Source organism: Streptomyces sp. NPDC002845 (genome assembly GCF_053591955.1).
The window spans coordinates 1-15,569 of the sequence record NZ_JBSFUU010000062.1 but is presented as its reverse complement, the minus strand read 5'-3'; the positions used below and the strand labels follow the sequence as shown (position 1 = coordinate 15,569).

Annotated in this window: 14 protein-coding genes and 3 pseudogenes; 12 read left to right on the top strand and 5 right to left on the bottom strand. The window is 70.8% G+C overall.

The window, feature by feature from the left end:
• Window positions 1-107: 107 nt before the first annotated feature.
• The 7 genes and pseudogenes from ACWD3C_RS34145 to ACWD3C_RS34115 all read left to right on the top strand — a co-directional run.
• Window positions 108-1,262 carry a Gfo/Idh/MocA family protein gene (locus tag ACWD3C_RS34145; protein ID WP_451150046.1) on the top strand — a complete coding sequence of 385 codons (1,155 nt, stop codon included), beginning with the start codon at window positions 108-110 and terminating at the stop codon, window positions 1,260-1,262.
• Window positions 1,259-2,257, top strand: a complete 999-nt coding sequence (locus ACWD3C_RS34140; protein ID WP_451150045.1) for a Gfo/Idh/MocA family oxidoreductase — start codon at window positions 1,259-1,261, stop codon at window positions 2,255-2,257. Before ACWD3C_RS34145 ends, ACWD3C_RS34140 begins: the two co-directional genes overlap by 4 nt.
• Before the next feature lie 6 nt (window positions 2,258-2,263).
• Window positions 2,264-3,295 (top strand): Gfo/Idh/MocA family protein, encoded by a 1,032-nt coding sequence (locus ACWD3C_RS34135; RefSeq protein ID WP_451150044.1) that lies wholly within the window; start codon window positions 2,264-2,266, stop codon window positions 3,293-3,295.
• Window positions 3,296-3,373: 78 nt separating this feature from the next.
• A pseudogene (locus tag ACWD3C_RS34130) lies at window positions 3,374-3,526 on the top strand (TetR/AcrR family transcriptional regulator); the annotation flags it as partial.
• 81 nt (window positions 3,527-3,607) lie between these two features.
• Window positions 3,608-4,150 carry a hypothetical protein gene (locus ACWD3C_RS34125; protein ID WP_451150043.1) on the top strand — a complete coding sequence of 181 codons (543 nt, stop codon included), beginning with the start codon at window positions 3,608-3,610 and terminating at the stop codon, window positions 4,148-4,150.
• A 272-nt stretch (window positions 4,151-4,422) separates the two neighbouring features.
• The gene (locus ACWD3C_RS34120; protein WP_451150095.1) at window positions 4,423-4,668 is read left to right on the top strand and encodes a hypothetical protein; all 246 of its coding nucleotides are present in this window, start codon (window positions 4,423-4,425) and stop codon (window positions 4,666-4,668) included.
• 305 nt (window positions 4,669-4,973) lie between these two features.
• Window positions 4,974-5,123, top strand: a pseudogene (locus ACWD3C_RS34115) (IS21-like element helper ATPase IstB); the annotation flags it as partial.
• A gap of 71 nt (window positions 5,124-5,194) precedes the next feature.
• Here ACWD3C_RS34115 and ACWD3C_RS34110 read toward each other — a convergent pair.
• Window positions 5,195-6,361, bottom strand: a complete 1,167-nt coding sequence (locus ACWD3C_RS34110; RefSeq protein ID WP_451150087.1) for a pentapeptide repeat-containing protein — start codon at window positions 6,359-6,361, stop codon at window positions 5,195-5,197.
• Between the two features lie 117 nt (window positions 6,362-6,478).
• Window positions 6,479-6,794: pseudogene (locus ACWD3C_RS34105) on the bottom strand (IS701 family transposase); the annotation flags it as partial.
• Window positions 6,795-7,158: 364 nt separating this feature from the next.
• Between ACWD3C_RS34105 and ACWD3C_RS34100 the strand changes: the two are divergent.
• The 3 genes from ACWD3C_RS34100 (at window position 7,159) to ACWD3C_RS34090 (ending at window position 9,100) form a co-directional block, all read left to right on the top strand.
• A complete protein-coding gene (locus tag ACWD3C_RS34100; RefSeq protein WP_451150042.1) occupies window positions 7,159-7,332 on the top strand; it encodes a hypothetical protein in 174 nt (57 codons plus the stop codon).
• Entirely contained in the window at window positions 7,320-8,258 is a 939-nt protein-coding gene (locus ACWD3C_RS34095; protein WP_451150041.1) for a hypothetical protein, read from the top strand. Before ACWD3C_RS34100 ends, ACWD3C_RS34095 begins: the two co-directional genes overlap by 13 nt.
• Before the next feature lie 377 nt (window positions 8,259-8,635).
• The gene (locus tag ACWD3C_RS34090; RefSeq protein WP_451150040.1) at window positions 8,636-9,100 is read left to right on the top strand and encodes a Ku protein; all 465 of its coding nucleotides are present in this window, start codon (window positions 8,636-8,638) and stop codon (window positions 9,098-9,100) included.
• Between the two features lie 595 nt (window positions 9,101-9,695).
• Here the strand turns inward: ACWD3C_RS34090 and ACWD3C_RS34085 are convergent.
• Window positions 9,696-9,833 (bottom strand): hypothetical protein, encoded by a 138-nt coding sequence (locus ACWD3C_RS34085; protein WP_451150039.1) that lies wholly within the window; start codon window positions 9,831-9,833, stop codon window positions 9,696-9,698.
• 320 nt (window positions 9,834-10,153) lie between these two features.
• Between ACWD3C_RS34085 and ACWD3C_RS34080 the strand changes: the two genes are divergently transcribed.
• Entirely contained in the window at window positions 10,154-10,846 is a 693-nt protein-coding gene (locus ACWD3C_RS34080; protein WP_451150085.1) for a CHAT domain-containing protein, read from the top strand.
• A gap of 241 nt (window positions 10,847-11,087) precedes the next feature.
• Here the strand turns inward: ACWD3C_RS34080 and ACWD3C_RS34075 are convergent, their stop codons facing one another.
• A complete protein-coding gene (locus tag ACWD3C_RS34075; protein ID WP_451150038.1) occupies window positions 11,088-11,765 on the bottom strand; it encodes a response regulator in 678 nt (225 codons plus the stop codon).
• Window positions 11,762-12,976, bottom strand: a complete 1,215-nt coding sequence (locus ACWD3C_RS34070; RefSeq protein WP_451150037.1) for a sensor histidine kinase — start codon at window positions 12,974-12,976, stop codon at window positions 11,762-11,764. Before ACWD3C_RS34070 ends, ACWD3C_RS34075 begins: the two co-directional genes overlap by 4 nt.
• Before the next feature lie 312 nt (window positions 12,977-13,288).
• Here ACWD3C_RS34070 and ACWD3C_RS34065 point away from each other — a divergent pair, with 312 nt between their 5' ends.
• Entirely contained in the window at window positions 13,289-15,448 is a 2,160-nt protein-coding gene (locus ACWD3C_RS34065) for an MMPL family transporter (RefSeq protein ID WP_451150036.1), read from the top strand.
• The last annotated feature ends 121 nt before the right edge of the window (window positions 15,449-15,569 follow it).

The following is a 15,569-nucleotide window of genomic DNA, read 5'->3' as shown; positions in this document are numbered from 1 at the left end:
ATGGACCGTTCCATGCCCTGTCCACTCCTGTAAAGAGCCTTGACACCTGCAAGAAAGAAGATTCATGGTGGCCATCAAGTTCTGGATCGGTCCAAAGAAGGGCTGTCATGGTGAATACGCTCGGCGTCGCCGTCGTCGGATTCGGGTGGATGGGCCGGGTGCACACCCAGGCGTACGCGCGCCTGCCGCACCATTTCCCGCGGCTGACCGTACGGCCCGACCTGGTCGCCGTCGCCGACGAGGTGCCCGGCAGGGCCGAGGAGGCGGTGAGCCAGTACGGCTTCACGTCCGCGGTCCGCGACTGGCGCGAGGTGGCCGCAGACCCGCGCGTGCAGGCGGTCAGCATCACCGCGCCGAACTTCCTGCACCGCGAGATCGGCGTCGCCATGGCCGAGGCCGGCAAGCACATCTGGATCGAGAAGCCGGTCGGCCTGACCGCCGAGGACGCCCGTGCGGTCGCCGACGCGGCCGCCAAGGCCGGCGTGCAGGGCACGGTCGGCTTCAACTACCGCAACGTACCCGCCGTGGAAGCGGCCCGCGACCTGATCGCCTCCGGCGAGATCGGCACCGTCACCCACGTCCGTATCCGTCTGTTCAGCGACTACGCGGCCCACCCCGACTCCGCCCTGACCTGGCGCTACGAACGCGAGCGCGGCGGCAGCGGGGTCCTGGGCGACCTCGCCTCGCACGGCGTCGACCTGGCCCGCTTCCTGCTCGGCGAGATCGAATCGCTCACGGCCGACACCGCGGTCTTCGTGCCCGAGCGGGCCCGCCCGACCGGCGCCACCGCCGGCCACACCCTGGCCACCGGCGGCGACCTCGGCCCCGTCGAGAACGAGGACTACGTCAACTGCCTGCTGCGTTTCGCCTCCGGAGCACGCGGCGTCCTGGAGGCCTGCCGGGTCTCGGTAGGCGAGCAGAACAACTACGGCTTCGAGGTGCACGGCACCAAGGGCGCCGTCCTCTGGGACTTCCGCCGCATGGGCGAGCTGGGCGTCAGCCGCGGCACGACCTACCAGGACCAGCCCGTCAGCACCGTGTACGTCGGCCCCGGCCACGGCGAGTACGGCGCGTTCCAGCCCGGATCGGCCACCAGCATGGGCTACGACGACCTGAAGGTCATCGAGGCCCACCGCTTCCTGCACTCCGTCGCGGAAGGCACCCCGTGCGGTGCCACCCTGGACGACGCCGTGGCCAGTGCGAGGGCGCTGGACGCCATGGCGCGCTCCGCGGAGCGGCGGGCGTGGGTGAGCCCGGCATGAGCACCGTACGCATCGGGGTGATCGGCGCGGGCAACATGGGCGCCGACCATGTGACCACCCTGCACCGCTACGTCTCCGGCGCCGAGGTCACGATGGTCGCCGACGTCGACCGGGCACGGGCTGCCGACGTGGCCGCCGCCGCGGCCGGCGCACGGGCGACCGGCGACGCCCACGCGCTGATCACGGCCCCGGACGTGGACGCGGTGGTGATCGCCTCGCACGACTCCACCCACGCAGACCTCGCCATCGCCGCCGTCGCGGCCGGCAAATCCGTGCTGTGTGAGAAGCCCCTCGCACCCACGACGCGGGAATGCGTCCGCGTCGTCCACGCGGAACGGCAGGCAGGCGGCGGACTCGTCTCACTCGGCTTCATGCGCCGCTTCGATCCCGCGTACGCGGAGCTGAAGGCAGCCCTCGCCGCGGGCAACTGCGGAGCCCCGCTGATGCTGCGCTGTGTCAGCCGCGGGGTCTCCTCCGCCCCGGGCTGCACCGACGAATTCAGTGTCACCGGGTCGGCCATTCACGAGTTCGACACCGTCCCCTGGCTGCTCGATTCCCCCGTAACCGAGGTGAGTTGGCACGCCGCACGTCCCACGTCGGCGGTGGCCGGCCTCCGGGACCCGCAGCTTGTGCTGCTGCGCACGGCCGACGGCGCCCTCACCACCGTGGAGACGTTCCTCAACGCCGGATACGGCTACGACATCCGCTGCGAGATCGTGGGCGAACACGGCACGCTGGCCCTGACCGACCCGGCACGGGTCGTGGCCGACTCCGGCCGGAGACGGTCCACCGCGTACCCCGCCGACTGGCGTCCGCGCTTCGCCGACGCGTACCGGCTCGAACTGCAGGCATGGACCGATGCCGTCGCCCGGAAGCAGCCCGCACCGCTGGCCACCGCGCACGACGGCCTGGTGGCCTCCGCTGTGGCCGAGGCCGTCATCGCGTCCATGAAGAACGGCGGCCGAACCATCGCCGTCCAGGTCCCGGAGGTCTGAGCGACGATGCCTGCCTTCCCGACCGCCCTGCCCGCCGCCCGCACCCCCGACCCGATGCAGGCGCCAGCCCTGCGCTGGGGCGTGCTCGGCACCGGCTGGATCGCCGAACGCTTCGTCCGCTCCGTCCAGCGCCACACCCGCCAGCGCTTCACGGCCGTCGCGTCCCGGGACGCCACCCGCGCCAAGGATTTCGCGGACCGCCACGACGTACCGGCCTCCTACGGCTCGTACGACGACCTCGCCGCCGCAACGGACGTGGATGTCGTGTACGTGGCCACCGAGCACGCCGCCCATCTCCCCTGGGCCCGCCTCGCCCTGGAAGCCGGCAAGCACGCACTGGTCGAGAAGCCCCTCGCGCTGAACGCGGCCCAGGCGGCGGAGATCGCCGAACTCGCCGCCGCACGTGGGCTGTTCTGCGCGGAAGCCCTGTGGACGTTCTTCCTGCCCAAGTTCGACGTCGTACGCCAGATCCTCGAATCCGGCGTACTCGGCGACATCCGCACCGTCCTGGCCGAATACGGCGAGCACTTCACCGCGGACCACCGCATTCTCCGCCCCGGGCTCGCCGGCGGCCCTCTCCTCGACCTCGGCACCTACCCGCTCTCCCTCGCCACGTGGGTTCTGGGCGCCCCCACCGAGGTCCTGGCCCAGGGGCAGCCACACCCCGCCGGGGTCAACGGCCAGACGTCCGCGATCCTCCGCGACGCCGACGGCAACCAGGCCGTCGTCCACACCACGCTCCTCAGCGACACACCCATGATCGCGACCATCGCCGGCACCCGCGCCACGCTGAGCCTGCCCGGCCCCTTTTACCAACCCGGTGACCTCCTCCTCACCCCGTCCGGCAGCAGCACACCACTGACCTTCAACGAGCCCCGCACGGCCCATGACGGCCTGCACTTCGAAGCAGCCGAAGCCGCCCGGTGCATCACCGCCGGCCGACGCGAGACCCCACTGCGGCCACTGGACGACTCCGTCACCACGCTCCGGGCCATGGACGAGATCCGCAGACTGTGCGGCATCACCTTCCCGGGGTAGTTCATCGCCGTAGTTCATCGACGCCACCGACTGGCTGACCGTGTTCCAACTGCCCTCGTACGCACCTGATCTGAACCCAGCGATTTCACTGCGCATGCTTTGCTTGCCGCTACCCGCGCCGACCTCGTCGAACACCTCGTCGGCCAGCAGCGGATGACTCGTGAGCAGATGCGGGCTCACCTGACGGCCTTCACCGCCAGGGTCTTGGAATCCCGCGCACCACTGGATTGAACTGTGAGCATCTGGTTCCAGCCACCGTGTCCCGGCTCACCCGGGCTTCCCTTGAGGGGTCGACCGTTGCATGATCCGGCTATGGCCGAAAACCTCTCCCCCGTGTACCAGGCGCGCTACGGCTGGGACCTCAGAACCACTGGAGTCGTAGCACTCTCCGCAGTCTTCACCGCGGTCCTGCTGCTCCCGGACGTGCCGCTGTTCGCGCAAATACTGGGCCTGCCACTGTTCGGCGCGGGCGGGCTGTTCATGGCGTACGTGGCACTGAGCCGCAAGGTCGCGTTCCGGGTGGACGAGACAGGTGTGCTCCTTGGCGGGAGCCCCGCCCGGTACAGGGCCACCACGACCCATGTGCCCTGGGACGACATCACAGGTTTCGTGCTCTGGCACCAAGCCGCGGGCAGTGCTTCCCTGCCCTATGTCGGAGTCATCCGGAGAGAGGGGGCTCCGGCCCTGCCCGGGGACGGCCCGGAGGCCCGTGCCGCCCTGAAGCACGTCGTTCCGGTGTCAGCCGATGTCGCAATGACCTCCCGGGCGGTGACCGGGTGGCGCTTCGACAAGGACCGACTGGTTGCCGCCGTCGCCCACTTCGCGCCCGACATCCCTGTGCACGACCGCCCCTAGACGAGGCTGTCCGATCGGCGCGTCGAGCGGCGGCGCGGCTGCACCTGCCACACGTCGAGACCGCAGTACTCCCCGGCCTGGCGCACCACAGCCTCCCGTTCGCCCGGGCCGCCGCACTCAACAGCATGCTCCTGGACTTCGTCGGCAAGCCCTGAACCTGGGTGGGAGGTTTCCACATCATTCCCGGACTCGGCACCACCGGAGGCTGGAAGAGGACATCGGATTCACTCATCCAGAGTGAAGAGACTCGCAAGGCTCGGGGGAACAAGGCAATGGCGCGAATCGTCGGTGTGCACGGGGTGGGCAAGCAGCGGCTTGGCAGCAACACGCTGCTGAAGGACTGGGAGCCGGCGCTCACCGACGAACTCGACCGGGCGGCAGGCGGGTCGAAGCCCGCCCCGGACGCCCTGGCGGCCTTCGCCGGCGTCACACCCGCGCCTCGCGATTCGGGCAAGGTCGGCGGCAACCTCCACCGGCCGTTCTCGACGGTGGGAGCATCGAGGTGCTCTGCGGGATGAGGCTGCGATGGCGTCACCGACGTCAAAGGTCGATCTGTACGCGGCGATCCGCCGTGATGCCCGGTCAGGTATGTCCTACTGGGCCTTGATGCGCGAGCGCGGTGTCGGATTCCGCACGGTCAAAGCGGCATTGGAGTCGGTCCGGCCGGAACCCGGAAGAGAACACGGCCTCGTGGGACACGGCTGGGTGCGTCCAAGCCGTTGATCGACCAGATCCTGCGGATCGACCTGGACGCTCCGCGCAAGCAGCGGCACACCGTCAAGCGGATCTTCGACCGGCTGGTCGATGAGCACGCCGGGGGGGGAAGACCTCTACTGACCCGCGGGGTGGCGCGGCCATCGTGGACCGGCTCACGTTCGGCGGCAACATCATCGAGGCCGGCACTGAGTCCTACCGGCTCGCCAGTACCAGGACCGGGGCCCGTGCCGCCGGGCAGAACGCCGCCACAAGCTGACCACGGACGCCAGAGAGAAGGAGTTACGTCGGCCAGGCCCTCCCGTGCGCAACGGTCTTCACCCGGGCCGGTCACGGCATGGACCGCAGGGGCGGGTGCTGCGTCGTTATCCCTGAGGGCTGGAGCAGTGGCGGAGGTTCGGGGCCGGGGTCCTCGGTAACAACGACGCCGGCGGTCGTGTGGTCGAAACCGGCCGGCCAGCGAGTATGCTCGCTGGCCACCGCGCCGGTCAGACGTGCCTGGAGAAGGTCGGCCGTGCTCAAGTCGGAGCCACGCAAGTCGGCCAGGCGCAGGTCGGCGCGGCGGAAGAGAGCGCCGCTTGCGTCCGCCTTCCGCAGGTTCGCCTCGCGCAGGTCGGCCTCGGTGAAGTCCGCGTCACGCAAGTCCGTTTCGACCAGCCGTGCGCCGCGCAGGTCAGCCAGAACGCAGCGGGCCCGGCGCAGGATCGCCGTCTTGAGGTCGGCGTGCCGCAGGTTGACCGAGACGAGAGACGCCTGCGTCAGGTTGGCGTGGTACAGGCCAGCCGCCTCCATACAGGACCGGTCGAGGTTGACCTCGTGCAGCCACAGCCCGTCGCAGTCGGCCCGGCGCAGGTCCGTGACGCTGAGGTTGACCCAGGACTGCTCCCGGGGTTGCAGCATCAACACGCCGAGCCCGGTCAGCGCCACCTGGGCGTCGGCGGCACGGACCTCCAGCGGCACGACGTCGTTGATGGGCACGTCCGCCGCTGGAGCTTCCGGTCCGGCGGACGGCCAGGGCAGGTGTGTACGCAGGTTAGCGGCCTGGATGGAGATGACGGCCTCGCGGTCGCGGGCGGAGTGCTCCGCGATCCGCCACAGCGCGTGGAGCCCACCGATGCGTGTTTCCAGCTTGTCACTGCCGAGCTGATCGACGGCCCGGCTGAACCGGTCGGTGACATAGCCCTCCTGGGTGGCACGCAAGCTGTCCTGGCTGACGCGCAGTTGCCGCCAGGTGGCGTACGCGCCGAACAGTACGACCATGCCGCCCACGGCCTGCAGTAGTGTCGTACGGACGTCGTTCACCGCCTTCAGCCGGTCCTGCGCAGCGACGCTCGCCCCGGCGAGATCGTGGTCGACCACCACACCCGGCAGGACCACGAGCACCGCGCCCAGAACGGCCGGCCCCGCTGTCCCGGCGAGCAGGGCCGCGATCGCACGATTCCTGACCAGCCGGTCGCGCCACGGCCTGCGACCGCGGTCCGGCTCCCCCGTCTCCATGGGCATGGGAGCCTAGTAGGATCCGTAAGGTCCATCTCGTTCTTGGTCTTGAGTGTGACCCGCCGGGCAGGGCTTGGTGGCGGGTGGTGCAGACGTCGGTCCAGTACCTCCGGACGCCCTGGAAGGTGTCGAGGACCTGGTAGAGGGTGAGACCGGTCCGGGGACTTGTGGGGCCAGCGCTGTTCGGTGAGGAAGGCGTGGGCGGCGGTCACGAGGGTGACGTGGTGGTGCCAGCCCGGCCAGGAACGCCTCTCGAAGTGGTCCAGGCCCAGGCCTTGTTTGAGTTCGTGGTCGTCGTGCTCGATGCGTCGTGCTCGATGTGCCAGGGGACCTTGGCCAGACGGACCAGGTGGGCGATCGGGGTGTCGGCCGGCAGGTTGGACAGCCAGTAATCGGTCGGAGCCTCGGCGCTGACGGGCCACTCGATCAGCAGCCAGGCACGCGCGCTGGGGCCTGGGGCTCACGGACTACCTGGAGGACACCGGCGCCGTCCACCTCGGCCTCAAAGAACTCACTTGGGACTGACCGAGGACGGCCAGCAGCCGTATATGACCACGGATGGCCACGTATCCCATGCTCAGGGTGGCCGACTGTGGTGCTCAAAGCGGCCAACTGGACCGGAGCGGTGACCACCTGCCGTTGTGAGCTCCTTCTGGAGGACCTCTCCGAGACGCCCACGCAGTTGCCGACCGGTGTGCAGCACCGGGTTCGCTCTCATGTCCCAGGCCCGGGCAGCAAGATTCAAGAATGGGGGCGGCCGGGATGCGGGGCCACCGGCCGCGGGTGAGGCTGGTGCCATGTCCGAGCGCCGCGTGATCGTCTACCCGCCGTCTGAGACGGGTGGCCGCAAAGTGTGCATCGACACCGTGTTCCTGCAGAACGTCGGCCTGACCGGCTGGGACGAACTGGATGTCGCCGAGTCGGAGTGGATCGAGTGGGACAAGGGCGGGCCAGAGGTGTGGGAACGCTGAACAAGCACAAGGGCGTGCGGGGTGGCGCAGGGCACGATGCGGAAGCAGTGCTCGACGAGCTCTACACCACGCCGCCTTCTGACTTCGTCGCCCGTCGTGAGGAACTGGCGGCCGCGGCCAAGGCGGCCGGACGGGCCGACGACGCCCGCCGCATCCGTGGCGCCCGCCGCCCCACCAGGGCGGCCTGGGCCGCGAACCTGCTGCGGCGCTCTCGGCCAGAGGAGAGCCGGCGGTTCCTGGAACTGGGGCGGGCTTTGCGCGAGGTGTACCGCACCCTGGACGCCACCGGGATCAAGGAGCTGTCCGAGCAGCGGCGGCGCATCGTTTCCGACTTGTCCCGGCAGGCTGCACAGCTTGCCCGGGAAGCCGGGCACCGGCTGTCGGCCAGCGTGCAGCAGGACGTCGAATCCACTCTGCGCGCCGTGCTCGCTGATCCGGATGCCGCCGACCGGTGGGCCGGCGGCCGCCTGGAGGGCGCCCTCACCCCGCCGTCGGACTTTCCCTCCGGCACTGCCCCGGCGGCCGGCGCCCCGCACAAGCCGACCCCACCCACGGCACCGCCGTCGGCGCGCACACGGACGAAGGACGAACTCGCCGAACGGCGCCGCCAGAGGCAGGAGCAGCTCGATCGGGCCCAAAGAGCAGCCGAAGCGGCCGCGCAGCGGCTGCGCGACAAGCGCGCCGAACAAGCCGACGCCGACGTCGTACTGCAGCGGGCCCGTGACCGGCACGACCAGGCCCAGCAGCAGGTGTCCGCTGCCGAGCAGCAACTGCAACAGGCGCGGGAAGAACTCCAGCGAGCCGACCACGAACAGCAGGAGGCCGAGGAACAAAGCCGCGCGACCGCCGACGCACGCGCCCGGGCCGAGCGGGAAGCGCGCGAGGCTGCGCAGGAGGTGAAACGCCTGAGCGCACGCAGCAGGTAGGCGGCAACCCGGCTACCGAAGTGTCCCGGCGCCCGTCGTGGTGCACGCCCCGTCGTCCGCTCCTGTCGCCTGTGCCCGGCGCGCGTTCTCGCTGCAGGAGTGCCAGCGTGGTCGGCAGGAGCATCCGTGGCGGATGCGTATAAGGTCTCGCGGCTCGTGTCCGACGGCGTGGCGGTGAGCTGTGGCTCCTTGCGGTGTCTCACGCCCTGTCCGGCTCGTCAGCCTCGCCGTCCTGTCCGGTCGTCGAAGCTGTCACCGAGGTGCAGGCCGCTGACCTGCGGTGTCTCATGAAGGGCGCCAGCAGAACATCGGCCGTGAGATGGGGACACGGCGCCATCCCACAACGCGACGGGCAGACAGGAACGGAGTGTGCGGCCATGGCACGCGCGATCTGGACCGGTGTGATCACGTTCGGGATGGTCAGCGCCCCGGTTGGGCTTTTCACCGCGATGGAGGACCACACGGTCCACTTCCACCAGCTGCAGCGCAACACCGCCGACCGGATCCGAAACCGACGGGTCAACGAACGCACCGGCAAGGAAGTGCCCGCCGAGGCCCTGCAGGGCAGCCTCGACAAGGCTCAGGGCGCCGGAGAGCAGAAACCGTCCGCGACGCGGCGGAAGAAGACCGCCGGCAAGAAGGCCCCGTCGAAGGCGGCCCGCGCCTCGGCGACCGGACGTCGACGGGGTGGGGGGAAGAGCGAGCTGCGGCAGTCGAGCAAGACGGAGCTGTACCAGCAGGCCACCGAGCACGGCATCGAGGGCCGGTCCAGGATGAGCCGGGAGGAGCTGGTCGACGCGCTCGCCCGGGTTGGGCGCCGCCGCAAGAAGAGCGCCGCCTGACCACCGCCGCCGCGTACTCCGCCCACACCGGCAGCTCGTCGACGTAGCCGTCTGACAGCGGCTTGCCGGTCCACTGGATGACGGTGCGCGGCAACTCGGCGCGCGCCCTGGGACGCAGGGCGTCACGGAGCCGTCGTCGTCCGACTCCCACATCTCCCGGGACACCAGGAGTTGCACGAAGGCAGGCTTCCCGTCGAGTGCGGTGGTCCACCTGCCGCTGCCGCTGTCCAGCGACCGCCTGGCCGGCGCCCTGGACCGGCTCGACGGACCCGCCGCGCGGCTCATTGTCGGCCTGGTAGCCATCTACGCCGTGCCGTGGAGGTCGCCCCCTCGGCTTGGCCGACTCCGACATGGTCCGGCGAATGCCGGCGGTCCACCGAGGCGAGCACACGCACACACCACGTATCTCGACGGCCTGAGCGCCCACCTCGTGGCCGCGCTCGTCGACCGCCGCCGAGGCCGCCGCCGCGGTGGCGGCCGACCGCGTCGATCTCGTCGAGCGTGAGCGTCGGTGCCGCTGGCCCAGGCCACCAATCCGCACCTGCTCATCACCCCCCAACTCCTACCGGCACCCGGCACCCGGCATCTGCTCAGCTCAGTTATTGCGTGCGCCCTTCGGACCGCCTTCGATCAGATCGGACTGCTGCCCCGCCAGGTACGGGCCGACCGCATCCTTTGCGAGGCCCAGCAAACCGCCGATCCCGTCCACCGGGTCCGGCTCTTCGGCATCCATCCCAACGTCGCCGTCACGTACGTGCACAGCGCATCCGGACAACGCGCTGCCCCCGGATTCGCTGACCGGGCGACACCGACGACCTCTGGCACCCGACGGCGGAAGACATCGACGATGTCCTCGTCCTGGTCACTGCCGGAGCTGATGCTCACTACCCCCACGTCGGACCCCGCACTCGCCCCGGGGCACGCCCGCCGAACCGAAGTGGGACGGCTACCGGACACTGCTGGGACGATGGACCGGCGGCCACGTCCTGATCCGCTCCTGCCGCGGCGGCGACCTGACGGCCGTTCGTTGTCGACTCTGCCCTGTTGGACGCAGTGGGTGCGCGCGTCGCCTTGGTCCCCTTGGGAGGGAGTGCACGGCTCCCCCTCTACACGGCGCCGGTGGACGACACCGGCACCCCGGTCTGCGGCCTCATGGATCTCACCGTGGCGCCTTCGGGCAACGCCCTGATGTTCGCGGGTGCCTGGCCCCGGCCGTCCCGCGTCGATCCCTTGGTCGTGGCCGATCCCTGGTACGACGACGGTGCGGGCGCCGGGCCGATCCCCTTCACCGTTCCGGAGGCCCGGGAGGTGGCAGCCGTGCACGGGGTGAAGCCCATGATTCTCCGGGAGGAGGCGAAGCCACCGCCACCGAGGACGACGGGGACCGCTTGCGCGGCCTCACCAGGTCCCCCGGTTCCCGGTTCCGCTGCCCTTTCGGAAGCCGCACCGCAGGAACTGTCGGACCTGATGGCGTCCGCCAATCTCATCCACCTCGCCGGCCATGGCTGCCTCGACCCGCAGAATCCGCTGGACTCCGTCGTACCGCTGGGCCGACCCCTGCCCCTGTCCGCACTCCTCGGACACGACCTGCGACGCGGGACGACGGTCGTCCTCTCCTCCTGCCACTTGGCCGGCATCGGCACCCGGCTGCCCGGTGAGCAGCTGGGCTTTCCCGCGGCGCTGCTCGCCATGGGAGCGAGTTCCGTGGTCGCCGCGCCGTGGTCCGTCCCGGCGTCTCGTACTTGATCAAGCTGGCCGATGCGGTGGTGTGTGCGAACGGTCCGGTCCGCTCGCCGAGATCGCCGCCGCGGTCCATCTGCCCCCCCGGCACGGCCCGCAACCACCTCTCCGCCCCGCCATGTCCGAACTGGGCACGCCCACCCGCCACGCCGCTGCCCACCACGCCTGGCAACAAGGCTGGATCCAGGCCCTTCCGCCCCGGGCGCGGCGCGCTCTGGAATCGAACCGACCGCGCGCCCCAGTGTGTTCAGTGGCCGATGTCGTGGTGCCCGGTTTCGACGAGTCCGCTCTCGTAGGCGAAGATCACGATCTGAATGCGGTCCCGCAGGCCGAGTTTGGTGAGGATGCTCGACACATGTGACTTGACGGTCGCGGGACCGATGAAGAGCTGCTCGGCGATCTCCGCGTTGCTCGCGCCCCGGGCGGCGGCGATCACGATCTCGCGTTCGCGTTCGGTGAGCCGCTCCACGCGGCCGGCGACGGCGGTGTTGACGGTGCGGTGTTCGGTGAACTGGCCGATGAGCCGTCGTGTGACCGACGGGGCGAGCAGCGCTCCGCCCTCCGCGACCGTGTGCACGGCGGTGGCGAGCTGTTCGGGCGGGATGTCCTTGAGAACGAAGGCGCTGGCACCGGCGCGCAGTGCCTCGTAGACGTATTCGTCGGGCTCGAACGTGGTCAGGATCAGGACGCGTACGGTCCAGTCGGCTTCGCCGAGGATGCGGGAGGTCGCTTCGAGGCCGTCCATTTCGGGCATGCGGATGTCCATGAGGATCACGTCGGGACGGAGCCGACGTGCGGCCTGGACCGCTTCGAGGCCGGTTCCGGCCTCGGCCACGACCTCGATGTCCGGGTCGACCCGGAGGATCATGGTGAAACCCCGGCGGACCAGTGCCTGGTCGTCGGCGACGACGACGCGGATACTCACGCGGACTCCTCGGCGACGGGCAGGCGAGCGGTGAGCCGGAATCCGCCACCCGGGCACGGCCCCGCGTCGAGAGTGCCGCCGAGCAGGAGGGCGCGCTCCCGCATACCGACGATCCCGTGGCCGCCCGTACCCTCGCGGGCGGCGCCCGGCACGGACGGGGCGACGCCGCGGCCGTCGTCGAGGACCTCCACGGTGATGCCTTCCTTGTCGCCGCGCAGACGCACCTCGGCGCGGGTCCGAGGCCCGCTGTGCTTGAGCACGTTGGTCAGCGCCTCCTGGACGATGCGGTACGCCGACAGCTCCACGCGCGCCGGAAGGGGAGCCCGGATGCTGTCGGTGACCGAGACGTCCAGACCGGCCTCGCGGACCTGCTCCACGAGCCGGGGCAGGTCGGTGAGCCCGGGCTGGGGGCCGAGCCTGTCGCGGTCGGCCGCCGGGCGCAACACCCCGAGCAGGTGCCGGAGTTCGTCCAGTGCCTGGCGTCCCGCCTCCTCGACCGCCGCCATCGCTTCCACGGCACCCTGGGGGTCGTCGGCGGCCACCATACGGGCCGCGCCCGCCTGCACCGTCATCATGCTCACCCGGTGGGCGACGACATCGTGGAGTTCGCGGGCGATGTGGGTGCGTTCCTCCGCGGCGATCCGCTGCGCCTGCGCGGCCTGTTCCCGGCGCAGTTGCTCGGCGCGCTCGGCACGCAGCCGCAGCCGCCGGCCGACGTACCAGACCACGAACATGACCAGGCAGCCGAAGACGATCTCGCCCCAGGGGAGGGAACCCATGAGGCCGTCAACGGTGACGCAGGCGGCGGCCCCGACGACGCCGAGGTAGCCCCACCGGGCGTCCGCCGCGTGCCGGCCGACGCTGTACAGGGCGATGAGCACGGCCCCTCCCAGGTTGGCGAAGCTGCTGCCCACCGTCGGGGCATAGGAGGCCATCGCCACCCCCAGGACCACGACGGGTTCCCGCCGGCGCCGGTACAACGCGCCGGTGGCCACTGCGAACAGCAGCAGGACAGGGACCGGGACGTCGGCGGGGGAGCGTGTGACTGTCGTGTTGTCCGGGCCCTCCTGCGTGAACACCGTCGCCAGGAACATGGCGACCGTGAGGACGGCGTCCGCGGCGCGCGGCCAGCGGGCGAACGGGCCACGGAACCTGCCCGACGCGCTGCTGCGGACCGGCTGCCGGGAAGACAGCGCCGTGCGGTTCATCATCCCCCTGGATCCCCCCTGGAAAGAGGTCCGGTGCTCCGGCGCCGGTCATCGGACCCGGCCATCGGCCGCACCGGGCAGCTCATCGTAATTCCAGGTCGAAGCCCCCGACACCCGCCTGCAGACGGATCCGTGCCTCCCCCCGGCGGGGGAGGCACCGCCTTTTCCGCCCCGCCCCGTGCGGGAGCGCCGAACCCCTCCGGCGGCGGGGGACAGCACCGGAGCGGCCGCCCACGATGGAACCGCTCACGACTCCCGCCCCGACACGCCGCAGACAGGCAACGGACGGCACCCCTCCGACAGGAGCACACAGCCATGAACCGACTCACCCGTCGCATCGGCGACGCGAGCGCCCGCCGCCCCTGGGCCACGATCGCCGCCTGGGTGGCCGCACTGCTCCTCGTACTGCCCCTGGCCGGCGCCGCCGGCGGCTCGTTCGCCGACGACTTCGCCGCTCCCGGCAGCCAGAGCGAGGAGGCGATGAAGCTGCTGGAGGAGCGCTTTCCCGAGGCGTCCGGCGGAAGCGCCATGGCGGTCTTCGCCGTACCGGAAGGGGAACGGCTGGAGCGCCACCGGTCCGCCGTCGACGGCGCAGTCGCCCGGATCGCCGACGTGGACCATGTCGCCAACGTTTCCGGTCCGTTCGCCGGTGGCGACGCGCTCTCGCCCGACGGGCGTATCGGCTTCGCACGGATCGTCTTCGACGTACCCGCGACGGACGTGGGCCCCGAGCAACTGCGGGCGCTGACCGACGCGATCGACCCGGCACGCGGCGACGGCGTCGTCGCCGAACTGGGCGGTGACGCCGTCTTCATCAACGCCGAGACCGAGACCTCCGGCGCCGAGGCAGGAGGCCTGCTGGCCGCTCTGGTCGTGCTGGTCGTCGCGTTCGGCACGATCGTGGCCGCGCTCGTCCCGATAGCCCTCGCCCTGGTGGCCGTCGCCGCGGGCCTGGGCGGCATCATGCTGCTGGCGGGCGCGACGGACGTCTCCACCGCTGCCCCGACCATCGGGGCGATGATCGGCCTCGGCGTCGGCATCGACTACGCCCTGTTCATCATGGCCCGCTACCGCGAGAACCACGCCACCGGGCAGGACAACCACACCGCGCTGTCGAACGCCATGGGATCGTCGGGCGCGGCCGTCCTGTTCGCCGGCGGCACCGTCGTCGTGGCGATGGCCGCCCTCGCGCTGACCGGCCTGGGCTTTCTCACCTCGGTCGGCCTGAGCACCTCGCTGGTCGTTCTCTTCGCCGTGGCGACCGCTCTCACACTGCTGCCGGCCCTGCTGTCCCTGCTGGGCGACCGCATTCACAAGGGGCGACGCCCGGCGCGCCGCAAGCGCTCCGTGAAGCAGCCCCAGGACACGGCGTGGTGGCGTTTCGCCCACCGCGTCTCCGCCCGGCCGTGGCGCCACCTGCTCGCCGCCTCCGCGGTCCTGCTGGCACTGGCCGCCCCCGCGCTGCGCATGGAGACGGGCTTCCCGGACGCGGGCAACGACACGACCACCACCACCCACCGCCGCGCCTACGACCTGCTCGCGGAGGGATTCGGCCCCGGCTTCAACGCCCCGCTTCTGATCGTCGCCGACCTGCGCCGCCCCGGCGTGGACGCCGAGGCCGTCCCTGCCCTGGCCAAGAGCATCGCCGCCGACCCCGGCATCGCCTCGGTCGGCGAGCCCCGGTTCAACTCCGCCGAGGACACCCTCGTACTGCCCGTCCTGCCCACCACCGCCCCCGCCGCCGCCGCGACCTCCCACACCCTCCAGCGCATCCGCGACCAGGTCCCCGACAACGTGGCGGTGTCCGGCCTGACAGCCATGACCGACGACCTCACCCGGCAACTCTCCGACACCCTGCCGGTGTTCGTCGCCGCGATCCTGCTGTCCTCGTTCCTGCTGCTGATGCTGGTGTTCCGCTCCATCGCCGTCCCGGTGAAGGCGGCCGTGATGAACCTGCTGTCCATCGGCGGGGCGTACGGCGTCGTCGTCGCCGTCTTCCAATGGGGCTGGCTGAAGGACCTGTTCAACCTCGACTCGACCCTCCCGATCGCCTCGCCCCTGCCGACGATCTTCTTCGCGGTCCTCTTCGGCCTGTCCATGGACTACGAGGTGTTCCTGCTCTCCCGGATCCGGGAGGAGTACGACGCCACGGGCGACACCACCGAGTCGGTGGCCCGCGGCATGGCCGCCACCGGCCGTGTGATCACCTCGGCCGCCCTGATCATGACGGTGGTGTTCCTCAGCTTCGTCGCCAACCCCTCGCCGCTGGTGAAGATGATGGGCCTGGGCCTGGCCACCGCGATCGTGCTGGACGCGACGATCGTACGGATGGTCCTCGTACCCGCAGCCATGGCGCTCATGGGCCGCGCCAACTGGTGGCTGCCGGGCTGGCTCGACCGTCGCCTGCCCCGTATCAACCCCGAGAGCGCCCCGGCCGCCCCTCGGCCCGAGCCGGTGCTCGTTCCCAGGGCATGACGTCTCGACATCGTCGGGGGGGGGGGGGGGCCCCCCCCCCCCCCCGCCCCCCCCCCCCCCCGCCCACCCGGCCCCCCCCCCCCCCACAAAAAAAAAAAAACAACAAAAAAAAAAAAAAAAA